The following is a 12,395-nucleotide window of genomic DNA, read 5'->3' as shown; positions in this document are numbered from 1 at the left end:
CGTCGACGCGCCCGGCAACCTGGTTCACAACGCCGTCCTCTACGGCGTCGCGCCGGGTCGAGCGACGCCTGCGCTTCGCGCGGGCTCGTGACGCCCCGCTTCGCCTCACCCGCCGCGGGCGCCGAGCCCTCATTCCCGAGTTCCTGCCATGTCCACCACCGCCCCTGCCAGCACGCGCCGCGCAAAGGCAGCGCTGCAAGTCCTCGTCGTCGCCGCCATCCTGCTGGCGCTCATCGCGCTCGGCCAGGCGGCGGGCCGCGACGCACGAGCTCTCTCATCGCGGGACATCGGCCAGGGCGTCGCCCTCGGCGGTGGCGTCTTGCTCGGCAGCGTCGCTGTTATGCTCGCCGTGCTTCGAGAGCCCTGGAGCACGCTCGGCTTCCGGCGTGAGGCTCCGAGCGCCGTCCTGACCTCGGGCCTGCTCGGGCTCGTGGCCAGCTACCTGGCCGCCGGCGTGGGAGCGGCCGTCTACGCGCTGGTCGCGGGCCTCGACCCTGAGCGGCTCGCCGCCGAGAGGACCGCCGCGCTCGTCGGCTTCTCCGAGCTCCCGCCGGCCCTCGTCCTTCCGCTGGCGCTCTTCACCGGCATCTACGAAGAGCTGGTCTTCCGTGGTTTCTTCGTCTCGCGCTTGCGCGCCGCCCTGTCCCCCAGACCCCATGACCGCTCCGCCGCCGTCGGCGCCGTCGTGCTGTCGTCCGCCCTGTTCGCGGCCGGCCACTTCTATCAATCCATGCTCGGCGTCGTGCAGACCTTCGCCATCGGCCTGGTGCTCGGGACGCTCGCGGTGCGACGGAACAATGTCTGGCCGTGCGTCGTGGCGCACGCGAGCATCAATCTGATCGGGATGATCGCGCTGCGGTCTATCTGAGGCGGCGCGGGGGCAGCGCTGGCCAAGCCCGCGGGGCCGCGGCTCGATGGGACGGCAACAGAGGATTCGAGGCGCTGGCCCTCACCCACCTGCGGCTCTCCGATCTCGCGTCGAGCGCCGGATCCGGACGCGTGCCTGTGAACCCCGCGGTGCTAACGTGCACGCCCAGGTCATCGCTCCGGCTCACACGGATCGCTCACGACCACGAGAGGTACGACCATGATCAAGGGCGCGTGTCTATGCGGAACGGTCCGCTACGAGATCGGCGGTCCATTCCAGACCATGCTGAACTGTCACTGCTCGATGTGCCGCAAATTCCACGGCTCGGCGTTCGCCACGGCCGTCGTCGCGCCGCTGTCGGGCTTTCGCTGGCTCGCCGGCGAGCACACGATCCGCACGTCCTGCGCGAGCGACCATCGCTCCTTCTGCGTCACCTGCGGCTCGGCCATGCCGCTGCTCGTCCCCGAGAAGCAGCTCGCCCTGGTCCATGCCGGCAACCTCGAGGGCGATCTCGGCATCGAGCCACAGTTCCACCAGTTCGTCGGCTCCAAGGCGCCCTGGTACACGATCACGGATCCCCTGCCGCAGTTCGAGGGGTGGCCGCCCCAGATCCAGAGGCCGGTCGTCTCGCGCCCCGCGGTCCCGCCCAGGGAGGGCGTCACCCAGGGGAGCTGCCTGTGCGGCGACGTGGCCTTCGAGCTCGACGGCGCGCCCATCCTCATGATGAACTGCCACTGTTCGCGCTGTCGCCGCGGACGCAGCGCCGCCCACGCGACCAACGTCCTCGTCGGCCTGGACAAGCTCCGCTGGGTCCGCGGCGACGCGCAGGTCGCGAGCTACAAGGTGCCCGAGGCGCAGCGCTTCGGCGTGGCGTTCTGCACGCGCTGCGGCAGCGCGGCGCCGCGCCAGTCACCCGAGCGCGGCTTTGCCGTGGTGCCCGCGGGAGCGCTCGACACCGATCCCGGCATCCGCCCGAGAGCCCACATCTTCGTCGGCTCCAAGGCGAGCTGGTTCCCGATCACGGGCGAGCTGCCGCAGTTCGCCGATCTCCCGCCCCAGATCTGACATCCGGCGGATCACCTGCCCTCCACGCCCCACGCCTCCGCGAGCGAAAGGAGGCGTCTGGCGACGGCGAGGCACCGCATTCCTGGACGGACAGAACGCGCTCGATGACCTGCGGCTTGAACCTCGAACATCGGGAGAGCAGGAGTCACGTGACCAGAATCGCCTGCGACCGGAGGACCTCGCGGCGGCTCTCCGCCACGCGCCGCAGCGCGCCGATGATGGCGCGCGCTCGCTCTTCCGTGAAGTCGCCGTGCAGCGACACCCGCACGATGCCGTCGGGCTCGTCGCGCACGTCGAGGCCCGCGTCCTCGAGGCCAAAATCGTTCATGCCGGGCATGCTAGCTCCTCCGCCGCGCGGCGACACGCGTGCTGTCGGGTCAACGCCGCCGTCGTTGCGGGCGGGCGGGCGCGTCGCTCGCAGCGGGGTCGATGGCGAGCTACTTGAGTGGATCCAAGCTGGATGGCTTGAGGACAGGTGGCTCCGAGATCCTCCGCTGGCCATGACAACCACCTCTTCGTGGTCCGGCGAGGATCGGCGAATGCGCCGGTGGGATGATGGGCCTTCCTCGCTTACGCCCGGGTCGGTCGGTCTGGCCAGGCGCGACTTCATGAAGAAGTAACAGCCGGAATGCATGGCACGGCGTAATGTGAGAGTGGTCGCCACTGTCTGCCGCGGCCACTTCCTCCAATCGTATTCGAACGCCAACAGGTGTCATCGTGCGAAATTCGTTCCTGTGTCCGCGTGCGCGCTCGCGCCCGTGGAATTCTCTTCTTCGGCTTCACTCCATTCGATGGACGGCTGCCCTGACGCTCGCGACCGCCTGGGGCTGCGGCGACTCGTCGGATGCGGGCGAGCTCGGGAGCGTCGAGCCGGGCGCTGCGCTCGGGAGCGCCGAACAGGCCGTCTCCCTCCCGAGCGGGCGCGTGGTCATCAGCCAGGTGTACGGCGGCGGGGGAAACGCGGGGGCCGTGTACACGCACGACTTCGTCGAGCTGTTCAACCGGTCGAACAGCCCGGTGTCGCTCGCGGGGTGGTCCCTCCAGTACGCGAGCGCCGGCGGCACGGGCGCCCTCGGGGCCACGACCACGCAGCTCACCGAGCTGCCCGCGATCACCCTGCAGCCCGGCCAGTACCTCCTCGTGCAGGAGGCCGCGGGGTCGGGCAACGGCGCGCCGGTCCCCGCCCCCGATCTCGTCGACACGACCCCCATCAACCTGAGCGGTTCGGCGGGGAAGGTCGCCCTGGTCCGGCAAGCCGCGGGCCTCGGCTGCAACGGCGGCGCGGCGCCGTGCTCGGCGGCCCAGGAGGCGCTCATCGAGGATCTTGTCGGGTACGGCGGGGCCAGCTACTTCGAAGGCGCCGCGCCGGCTCCGGCGATCGCCAACGCGACGGCGTCGCTCCGGCGAGACGCTGGCTGCCAGGACACGGGCAGCAACGTCGACGACCTCTCGACCGGGACCCCCGCGCCCCGCAACACGTCGACCGCGGCGCTCGCGTGCGGCGGCGACGCCCCGCCGGTGGTGACCGGGACGGCGCCCAGCGACGGCGCGACCGGCGTGGACCCGACCGCGAGCCTGAGCGTGACGTTCAGCGAACCGGTTGTCGCGGCAGACGCCTTCGAGCTCTCCTGCGCGGGCAGCGCGCGCCCGATCGCGATCAGCGGCGGCCCCCTCGCCTTCACGCTCACGCCGGCCGAGCTGCTCCCCGCCAGCGCCGCTTGCCTCCTCGTCGTCCGGGCGAGCGGCGTGCAGGAGCAGGACCCGGGGAGCAACGCGACGATCGAGCCCTTGCCCGCCGACGTGTCGGTCTCGTTCACGACGGGGCACGCGGCGCCGGCGGTCGCGATCCACGACATCCAGGGGCGCGCGCACCTCTCGCCGCTTCTGGGCACGGTCGTGAAGACGACGGGCCTCGTGGCGAGCCTGCGCAGCAACGGCTTCACCGTCGAGTCGCCGGCGCCGGACGGCGATCCGGCCACCTCCGAAGGCCTGCTCGTCTTCACCGGAGCCGCGCCGGCGGTGAGGGTCGGCGACCTTGTCGAGCTCACCGGCGAGGTGGCGGAGTACCGCGCCGGCTGCGCCGACCCGTGCACGCCCTCCCGCGGCAGCGCGTACCACAACCTGACCGTCACCGAGCTCGACCGCCCCCGGATCGCCGTGCTCTCGACCGGCAACGCGCTGCCGCCCCCGGTCCCGGTCGGCTTCGCGCCCGGCTCGCGCCGCCCCCCGACGCAGACCATCGAGGACGACGCCAGCGGCAGCGTGGAGGCCGCGAACCACGTCGACCCCGAGGCCGACGGCATCGATTTCTGGGAGAGCCTCGAGGGCACGCGGGTGAGCCTGAACGACCCGACCGTCGTGGGCCCCACCCGCCGGTTCACGAGCTCCGGCACCGCGGAGATCGCGCTGATCCCGGGCGACAGCGACCCGGCCACCGGCGACGCGGCCGGCCTGCGCAGCGCGCGCGGGGCCGTCGTCATCAGCCCAGGCGACTTCAACCCGGAGCGGATCCTGCTCCAGGTCCCTCTGAGGACCTCGACGCCGGCGCTGGACGTCGGCGCCACGTTCGCCGGGCCCATCGTGGGCACGGTCGACTACAACTTCGCCAACTACAAGCTCCTGCCGGTCGACGATGCGCTCCCCGCGGCGATCTCGGCGCTCCCGCGTGAGAGCGCGTCGCTGGGAGCGCGGAGCGCCGACGACCTCGACGTGGCCGCGTTCAACGTCGAGAACCTCGATCCGGGCGATCCGCAGGAGAAGTTCGATCGCCTCGCCCGGATCCTCGTCGATGGCCTCGGCAGCCCCGACCTCGTCGCGCTCGAAGAGGTCCAGGACAACAGCGGCCCGAGCAACGATGGGGTCGTGGACGCATCGGACACCGTCGCGCGGCTCATCGCCGCGGTCGCGGCCGTGCCAGGCGGGCCCACCACCTATCAATTCCGCAGCATCGATCCGGTCGACGGCGCGGACGGCGGTGAGCCGGGCGGCAACATCCGCGTGGGCTTCCTGTTCCGGACCGACCGCGGGCTCGAGTTCGTCGACCGCCCGGGCGCCGGCGCCCTCACGCCGAACGAGGTGCTCAGCGACGCGGGCGGCGTGTCGCTGCGCTACAGCCCGGGCCGCATCGACCCGGGCAACCCGGCCTTCGGTAACAGTCGCAAGCCGCTGGCAGGCGAGCTCCGCTGGAACGGAGAGCCGCTGTTCGTGGTGGCCAACCACTGGAACTCAAAGGGCGGCGATGCGCCACTGTACGGGCGCTTCCAGCCCCCGGCCCTCTCGAGCGAAGCCCAGCGACGGCAGCAGGCCACGGTGGTCGCCGGCTTCGTGCGCCGGATCCTCGACAGCGACCCGTCCGCAAACGTGGTGGTCCTGGGCGACCTCAACGACTTCCAGTTCTCGGCGCCCCTCGGGATCCTCAAGGAAGCCGGGCTGACCACCCTCATCGAGACGCTCCCGCCGGAGGAGCGCTACACGTACGTGTTCGACGGCAATGGCCAGGCGCTCGACCACGTGCTGGTCAGCGCCAACCTGGCCGGACCGAAGCTACTGGGCTTCGACGTCGTCCACGTCAACGCGGAGTTCGCCGACCAGGCCAGCGACCACGATCCCGGCGTGGCGCGCTTTCGCATCGCGCCCGCTCCGGACATGGATGGCGACGGCGTCCCTGACGCGCGCGACAACTGCCCGACGGTGTCCAACGCCTCCCAGGCGGACTCGGACGGCGACAGCCTCGGCAACGCCTGCGACCTCGAGTGCGTCAGCGTGCGGCGCGACACGTTCGGCGGTGTGCAGGACTCCTTCGTTGAGGACTTCACGACCGGCTGGGCGTACGGCGCGTATCCCTACCTCATCACCGGCGCGGGCGCGGTCCGCCCGGCGACGGCGGTCCTGGCCTACGATCTGTCGTTCATCCCGGCAGGCTCCAGCGTGACCTCGGCGACCCTCTCGCTCTCCTATGCCTGGAAGCCCGCGGGCAGCGTCGTCACCGTGCACCGCGTGAACGGCGCCTGGGAAGAGCTCACCCTCGATGCCGGCGGCTTCAGCGGATACAGCCCGACCGTCGAGGCCTCGCTCACCACGCTCGCGCAAACCGACGCGTTTGCCTCCGCCGAGCTGACGTCCCTCGTCCAGGGCTGGATCAACGGCGCGCAGCCGAACCACGGTGTCGCGCTGGTCGACGCGAGCAACAGGACCGACTTCCGCGCGAGCGAATACCCCGACGTCGCGCGCAGGCCGAGGCTCGACGTCTGCTATCACGCAGCCGAGTCACAAGGAGGCGCCGCGGAGGTCGCGACCGAACCGCGCGCCCGGTGACATCGCTCAGCGGCCGCGGCGCCCGCGGTGAGCTCTCACCTGTAGCCGTTCCGGCTCATGGGACCGAGCCCCGCCTGGCCCGGAGCGCGTCCCGCTGGGCGAGCAGCCACGCGCGCGCCTCGGCCTCCGTGCCGAAGAACTGCTGCGGGTAGGATCGCCCTGTGAGCAGCTGCACGCCCTTCGCGAGGAGCGTCAAGATGACGCGCAGGGAAAATCCCGCTCCGAGGATCGCGACGGCATCGATGCGCGCGCTGCGCACCTCTTCCGCCACCACCTTGCGCACCGACGGCGGGATGGCGCCCGTGTGACGCGCGTCGGCGAGCACCAGGACCTCGCGGCCGCTCTCCGCCAGGCGCCGCAGCGCGCCGAGGATCGTGCGCGCTCTGTCGCCCGTGACGTCGCCGTGGATCTCCAGACGCAGGATGCCATCGGGCTCGTCACGGAGATCGGGGCACGCGTTCTCGAGGCTGACGCCGCTCATGCCGAGCATGCTAGCCGACTCGCGACGGCGGTTCAGCCCATCACTTCGCGCCCGCGAGCCTCAGCACCTCCGCCCGCTCAGCGTCGGTCGGCTCACGCTGGCAGTCCTTGCCGGCGCTCTCGAGGGCGTCGAGCTGGCGGACGAGATCCCCGGGGTCGACGCTCATGCAGCCCTCCTCGAACTCCGAGCACTCGGCGACGGAGAGCGCGGTCCCCGCGACGTAGCGGCAATCAGGATCCCCGGGAGGGTACCTCAGGAAGGTCGAGGCATGCGTGAGCAGACACGTCGCGTCCGACGGCGTGCTCGCCTCCTTGCAGCGCGCGGCGGCGATGCGCGCGATCCGCGCCAGATCCTCCGCCGGAATCACATGCACCCGAGGGCGAGGAGGCGGCGCGCTCGCAGCGCCGGCGGTCCGCGGGCCGGCCGCGGGCCGCGCCGCCTCGGAGCACGCGCACGCGAAGAGGGCGCACACGCCGATGCCGACGAGGACAGGCAAGGATCCCCCAGGCTTCATGGCGCGACAACTACCACGCCTGCTCGATCGCCCGCAACCGAGCGCCCCTCCTCCGGTCCGCGAGCCAGCCCGGACCGAGGAGGCCGTGGCCGCGGCGGAGGCCCTCGGGCGTGCCGGCGGCGCTCCCGACACGCCCGGACCGCGTCACCCGGCGCGGGCCCAGCGCCAGAGCTCGCGGAGGGTCGGCGTCGCTCCATGGGAGAGGACGCCTATCCGGAAGATCTTCGCGGCGACCCAGACGAAGAGCAGCACGGTCGCGCCGGTGCCGCCGATGGAGACGAGGATCTGCCAGAGCGGCGGCTCGGAGACGAGGACCCGGACGAACATCACCATCGGGGCGTAGATCGGGATCATCGAGAGCACGACGGCCAGCGTCGAGCCGGGGTGACCGGCGATGACCACGAGGAAGAACGGCGGCGCGGAGAGCGCCATCGAGATCGGGCTCATCAGCTGCTGCGCGGCCTTCTCCGAGCTCGCGGCCGCGCCCCCGACGGCATAGACAGCCACGTTCACGAGGTATCCGAGGAGGAAGAACACGACGAAGTACACGGCGACCATGGGTCGAAACAGGGTCTCGGCGTCGATGAGGCGCGGCCCTCCCAGCGCGCCGATCGCGACGCCCGCGGCGGCCGCCATCCCGAGCCACACGACGATCTGCGTGAGGCCGGCGGCGGCGAGGCCGAGGATCCTCCCGGACAGGAGCTCGAACGGGGTCACCGAGGAGAGGAGGATCTCCATGATCCGGTCCGACTTCTCCTGCACGATGCGGCGCAAGATCTCGCGACCATTCAGGAGGATCGCGACGAAGAGCAGGCCGCCGAAGCCGAAGGCGACGAGCATGTCGAGGTCGCCGCCGGGTCCCCCGGGGCCGCTCGAGGAGAGAGGCGCCGACGCGAACGCGGGGGGCGAGAGGAGGCCCTCGATCTCGGCGGCGTCGCGGCCGCGCGCCGTCCACCTCGCCACGGCGACGCCGCGCGCCACCACCGCCGCGGCGTGCTCGACGGCCTCGAGGTCAGCCCCGCTCGCGTACAGCGCGCCCCGCGCGCCGGCGTCCTCGAGCATCGCGGGCGGGAGCACCACCACGGCGTCCGCGCCGTGCCCTCCCGTCGCGACGCCCGCCCTCGCGCCGTCGAGCAGCGCCGCGACCGCCGCGCTCGTGGCGGCAGCGTCCCCGGGGGCCACGTAGGTGAGCCGCAGCCGGGCGGCCCTCGGGAGCACCGCGCTGCCCATCGCGGCGCCGAGCGACCTCGCGGCGGACCGCGCCGACGCCTCCTCGGCGAGGCCCGCGAAGGCGGCCTCCACGACCCCGCGGAGCCGGCCTGTCCCGTCGACAACGACGACCGAGCGGTCGCCGACGCCCGCGGCGACGATGAGCGCAGGGAGCAGGCCCACCGCGGCGAAGAGGACCGGCAGGACGAGCGTCGTGAGGACGAAGGACGCGGTCTTCACCGAGGCGACGTACTCGCGCTTCAGCACGACGAGGATGCGGCTCACGATGCCTCCAGCGCGGAGCCCCGGCCCGCGCGCGCCCTCGGGGCGAGCGGCGGCGGGGCGCCCTCGCCGACGACGCGAGAGAAGATCTCGTCGAGCGACGGCGACGAGACCTCGAACCTCCGCACCCGGAGGCGCGGGAGCGCCGCCGAGAGCGCCCGCTGCGCGTCGTCGGCGTCGCGCAGCACGAGCTCCGCCGCGCCGGGCTCGAACCGCGCGCTCACAACACCGTCGATGCCGAGGAGGAAGGTCCCGTCGCCGTCGAACTCGATGCGCGCGGTGTTGCCGGCGAAGGACGCCTTCACCTCGCCGACGGGCCCCTCCAGGACGACGCGCCCCCGATCGACCACGACCACGTGGTCGGCCAGGCTCTCGGCGAGCGGCATGACGTGGGTCGAGAGCAGGAGGGTCTTTCCGGCGGCGCGGAGCTCCCCGAAGAGCCTCGTCACGAGCACGGCGTTGACGGGATCGAGGCCCGACATCGGCTCGTCGAGGACGAGGATCTCCGGGTCGTGGACGAGCGCGCCGCAGAGCTGCACCTTCTGCTGGTTGCCCTTCGACAGCGTCTCGATCCGCGCGCGCGCGACGTGCTCCAGCTCGAGCGACCGGAGCAGCCGCGCGGCGCTCTCGCGCGCGCGGCGCGGGCGGACGCCCTTGAGCTCGCCGAGGAAGGCCAGGTGATCGGCGACCGGCATCTGCTTGTACAGGCCTCGCTCCTCCGGGAGGTACCCGACGCGATCGCGGATCGCGACGCTGTCGCTCCTGCCTCCGAGGACCTCGACCGCGCCCTCGTCGGGGAGGAGGATGCCTGTCACGAGGCGCATCGTCGTCGTCTTTCCAGCGCCGTTCCGGCCGAGGAGGGCGGTGGCGCCGCCGCGCCGCACCTCGAACGACGCGGCGTCGACGGCCCGGCGCGACGCGAAGACCTTCGTCGCCCCGCGCAGCGAGATCGCGGGCGTCATCGGCGCTCCGGGGCCGAGGCGCCCGCGGCCCGGTCGCCGGGCGCGGCGCGGCGATAACACACCTCGCGCAGCGCCACGCGCTTCCACTCGTCCGCATCGGCGAAGCCGGCGGAGCGCAGCGCGCTCGCCGGATCGGGCGGCACGGGCGCGCCCAGGCACCGCTCGAAATACCACCGAGTGAGATCGCCTTCGGTCATCCCGGCGTCGGAAAAGGCGGGGTTCGACAGGCCGAGCTCGGCGAGGCGCCGCTGCTTCTCGCGGGCCCGAGAGAGCAGCTCCGCGTACTCGCCGGAGACCGAGAGGTGGTCGCGGACGTGGCCTTGCGCCGCCTCGTCGAGCGCCTTGTCGACCCAGCCGATGAGCGCCTCGTCGCGGAGCAGCCTCGTCAGCTCGCCCCAGCCGACGCTGAACTGACGCATCCACGCCTTCACGTCGTCAGGCTCGTAGAGCCGCCGCTCGCGGCGGAAGGCGTCGGACGTCCGCTCGAGCGCGGCGTTGTCCACGGTGATGCCGCGCCGCTCGGCCTCCTTCAGCGCGAGGTAGCGGAGCATGGCCCCGCGCTTCGCCCGGCCGTAGGCCGCCGCGTCGAGCCGGAGCTCGTCCAGGATGCCGTCGAAGACGACCGTGTCGTACGGCGACGCGTCGCCGGCGCCCGGGCGCTCCGCGGCGACCATCTCGCCGGCGAGCTGCTCGGTGCGGCACCAGAACTCGGTGACCTCGAACCTGTACGTGACGGTCTTCAGCGAGAAGCCCGCCTCGGCGCGCGCGCGGAGGTGCCGGAGCAGCGCGATCGCGTCGTCGCGCTTCCGGTGGACGCGCCCCTTCGGGAGGAAGTCGCGCAGCGACGCGAGCTCGCTCTGCGGGACGCCGTGGCGGGACGCGGCGTCGAGGATCACGGGATAGGCGCGGTCTGGATAGTAAAGAGACTTTGCGATCGCCGTGAGCGCGTCGCGCGTGACGGCGGTGATCACGCCCGCGGCCGCCGCGGCGTCGAGCGTGCTGCGGATGTTGACCATCGCCTCGGAGCCGGCGCGAAAGCCGCTGTCCGCGGGGCCGTGGGCGACGGCCACCTCGTCGTCGTCCTCGATGAGGCCGTCGCGGTATCCCTCGAAGATGGCGCCCACGCCTTCCATGCCGAAGGCGGAGAGCTCGGCGGCGCGCAGCGCCCCCATGCTGGAGCTCCCGAAGACGTGGATGCCCTGCGCCATCGCGAAGAGGATCTCCTTGTGCCAGACCGCCGGGACCCGCTCGAAGTAGCCGTCGATGATCGCGATCGCGCTCGGGCGCTTCGCGCATGCCCGGTAGACGTCCCCCTGCGAGACCGGCGGCAGATAGATGGCGTCGAGCTCCGCCCGCGCGGCCTCGAGCGAGAGGGTAGGACCGATGAAGACGATGATGCTCATGCGATCTCCTTCAGGCTCTTCGCGCTCCGGCGATCGAGCGCGCGGCGGAGCCGAGGGCCAGGGATGTAGCTGGGGAACGAGTGGATCCCTTCGAGCCCGGGAATCACGATCTTGACGACGGCGATGCCGAACTCCGGCTTCGTGAGATCGAAGGCGACGACGCTGTCGATCCCGACCGCGCGCAGCCGCTCGAGCTGCCAGGCGACGTCGTCCTCGAACGTGTCGCCCGCGAACGTCGGCCCCGCGGAGAACGGGCGCTCTCCGCGCGCCGTCAGCAGCCGGCGGAGGTGCCGGACCTGATCGGGGCTCCGGTGGCGGTCGTAGTCGGTCCGGAGGAGGTCGTCGCGCGCGCCCGAGATGACCGTGAGCCGGGTCTGCGCCGCCTCGGTGAGGGCGCGCAGGAGCGCGACGGCGCGCGACGGATGGCAGCCTTGCCCGCCGGAGCCGTGGAGCGCACGGATGGCGTCCTCCGTCCGCTCGGCGATCAGGCACTCGTACGAGGGGATACCGACGTTGGAGGTGGTCTCCCACGCGCCGACGGCGATCCCGGCGGCCGAGAATTTCGCGAGCACCTCGCGGCAGCCGGGATCATCGATGGTGTCGAGATCGAGGCGCCTCGCGTCCCGCTCCTCGTCGGTGAGGGCCCCCCACACGGCCGTGGCGTCGCGCTCGACCACCTCGCAGATACCGTAGCTCACCGCCTCGAGGAGCCCGTTTCCCGACGAGAGCCCGTTGGTCGAGCAGCAGAAGATCCCCGGGTTGACGCGGCCCGTCGTGGTGGCGTTGACGTGCACGAGCTCGTAGGGGACCCACACCGGGGCGCCGCGCATGAGGTCGTAGCCCTCGGCCCACAGCAGCGGGGTGTCCTCGTCGAGCGGCACGCTCGATGTCCGCGGCAGCGCGAAGACGTCGGCTATCGCGTGGGAGCGCCGGAGCTCGCGAGAGGAGCCGAGGAGCAGCGGCCGGATGATGTTCTCGCCGTGATAGGCCTCGATCGACTCCATCAGCCCCGAGACCCTCGCCGCCGCGAGCGTCAGCCCCTTTCCCTGGCTGACCGAGAGAGAGCGCGAGTTGGGCCGGCAGACGACGACGACCGGTATCCCGATCGCGTCGAGCCCGGTGACGTTGGCTATCCGCGTGATCCCCATCGCCGGCATGAAGCCTTTGATCCGATCGAAGGTCTCCTCGGGCGAGGCCGTGCGGTGGGTGCCGTTCATGAAGCGCTTCTTCTCGGGGCCCGAGAGCCCCGGCATGGGCGGAAGCTTTGTCTGAGTCTCCACGGTGCTCCTCCTTCGCT

Annotated in this window: 10 protein-coding genes; 3 read left to right on the top strand and 7 right to left on the bottom strand. The window is 72.1% G+C overall.

Features of this window, described 5'->3' with window-relative positions; all coding sequences use genetic code 11:
• Window positions 1-148 precede the first annotated feature (148 nt).
• Window positions 149-868, top strand: a complete 720-nt coding sequence (locus tag WMF28_RS03965) for a CPBP family intramembrane glutamic endopeptidase (RefSeq protein WP_437600705.1) — start codon at window positions 149-151, stop codon at window positions 866-868.
• A gap of 219 nt (window positions 869-1,087) precedes the next feature.
• Window positions 1,088-1,933, top strand: coding sequence for a GFA family protein (locus tag WMF28_RS03960; protein ID WP_437600704.1), 846 nt, complete (start codon window positions 1,088-1,090; stop codon window positions 1,931-1,933).
• 145 nt (window positions 1,934-2,078) lie between these two features.
• Here WMF28_RS03960 and WMF28_RS03955 read toward each other — a convergent pair whose 3' ends face one another.
• Complete coding sequence (locus WMF28_RS03955) at window positions 2,079-2,261, bottom strand: hypothetical protein (protein ID WP_437600703.1); 183 nt, start codon at window positions 2,259-2,261, stop codon at window positions 2,079-2,081.
• A 389-nt stretch (window positions 2,262-2,650) separates the two neighbouring features.
• On the opposite strand from WMF28_RS03955, the gene WMF28_RS03950 reads away from it, so the two are divergent.
• Window positions 2,651-6,247, top strand: coding sequence for a DNRLRE domain-containing protein (locus WMF28_RS03950; RefSeq protein WP_437600702.1), 3,597 nt, complete (start codon window positions 2,651-2,653; stop codon window positions 6,245-6,247).
• Window positions 6,248-6,302: 55 nt separating this feature from the next.
• On the opposite strand, the gene WMF28_RS03945 is transcribed toward WMF28_RS03950, so the two are convergent.
• From WMF28_RS03945 to WMF28_RS03920, 6 genes are all read right to left on the bottom strand, one after another.
• A complete protein-coding gene (locus WMF28_RS03945; RefSeq protein WP_437600701.1) occupies window positions 6,303-6,728 on the bottom strand; it encodes an STAS/SEC14 domain-containing protein in 426 nt (141 codons plus the stop codon).
• 40 nt (window positions 6,729-6,768) lie between these two features.
• Window positions 6,769-7,242 carry a hypothetical protein gene (locus tag WMF28_RS03940; RefSeq protein ID WP_437600700.1) on the bottom strand — a complete coding sequence of 158 codons (474 nt, stop codon included), beginning with the start codon at window positions 7,240-7,242 and terminating at the stop codon, window positions 6,769-6,771.
• Between the two features lie 144 nt (window positions 7,243-7,386).
• Window positions 7,387-8,736, bottom strand: a complete 1,350-nt coding sequence (locus WMF28_RS03935) for an ABC transporter permease (RefSeq protein WP_437600699.1) — start codon at window positions 8,734-8,736, stop codon at window positions 7,387-7,389.
• Entirely contained in the window at window positions 8,733-9,695 is a 963-nt protein-coding gene (locus WMF28_RS03930; protein ID WP_437600698.1) for an ABC transporter ATP-binding protein, read from the bottom strand. Before WMF28_RS03930 ends, WMF28_RS03935 begins: the two co-directional genes overlap by 4 nt.
• A complete protein-coding gene (locus WMF28_RS03925; RefSeq protein WP_437600697.1) occupies window positions 9,692-11,098 on the bottom strand; it encodes a TfuA-like protein in 1,407 nt (468 codons plus the stop codon). The genes WMF28_RS03930 and WMF28_RS03925 overlap by 4 nt, the downstream gene beginning before the upstream one ends.
• Window positions 11,095-12,378: a YcaO-like family protein gene (locus tag WMF28_RS03920; RefSeq protein WP_437600696.1), complete on the bottom strand. Its 1,284-nt coding sequence runs from the start codon at window positions 12,376-12,378 to the stop codon at window positions 11,095-11,097. The genes WMF28_RS03925 and WMF28_RS03920 overlap by 4 nt, the downstream gene beginning before the upstream one ends.
• Window positions 12,379-12,395 lie beyond the last annotated feature (17 nt).

The sequence above is a fragment of the Sorangium sp. So ce590 genome (assembly GCF_051521365.1).
In the GTDB taxonomy this organism is placed as follows: Bacteria; Myxococcota_A; Polyangia; order Polyangiales; family Polyangiaceae; genus Sorangium.
Note: the sequence above shows the minus strand (reverse complement) of the source record. Positions and strands in the feature narration are given on the sequence as shown.

Excerpts from the sequence above, each read along its gene's own strand:
- WMF28_RS03965 (WP_437600705.1), top strand. The coding sequence starts at position 149 with ATGTCCACCACCGCCCCTGCCAGCACGCGCCGCGCAAAGGCAGCGCTG.
- WMF28_RS03960 (WP_437600704.1), top strand. The coding sequence starts at position 1,088 with ATGATCAAGGGCGCGTGTCTATGCGGAACGGTCCGCTACGAGATCGGC.
- WMF28_RS03955 (WP_437600703.1), bottom strand. The coding sequence starts at position 2,261 with ATGAACGATTTTGGCCTCGAGGACGCGGGCCTCGACGTGCGCGACGAG.
- WMF28_RS03945 (WP_437600701.1), bottom strand. The coding sequence starts at position 6,728 with ATGAGCGGCGTCAGCCTCGAGAACGCGTGCCCCGATCTCCGTGACGAG.
- WMF28_RS03940 (WP_437600700.1), bottom strand. The coding sequence starts at position 7,242 with ATGAAGCCTGGGGGATCCTTGCCTGTCCTCGTCGGCATCGGCGTGTGC.
- WMF28_RS03930 (WP_437600698.1), bottom strand. The coding sequence starts at position 9,695 with ATGACGCCCGCGATCTCGCTGCGCGGGGCGACGAAGGTCTTCGCGTCG.
- WMF28_RS03925 (WP_437600697.1), bottom strand. The coding sequence starts at position 11,098 with ATGAGCATCATCGTCTTCATCGGTCCTACCCTCTCGCTCGAGGCCGCG.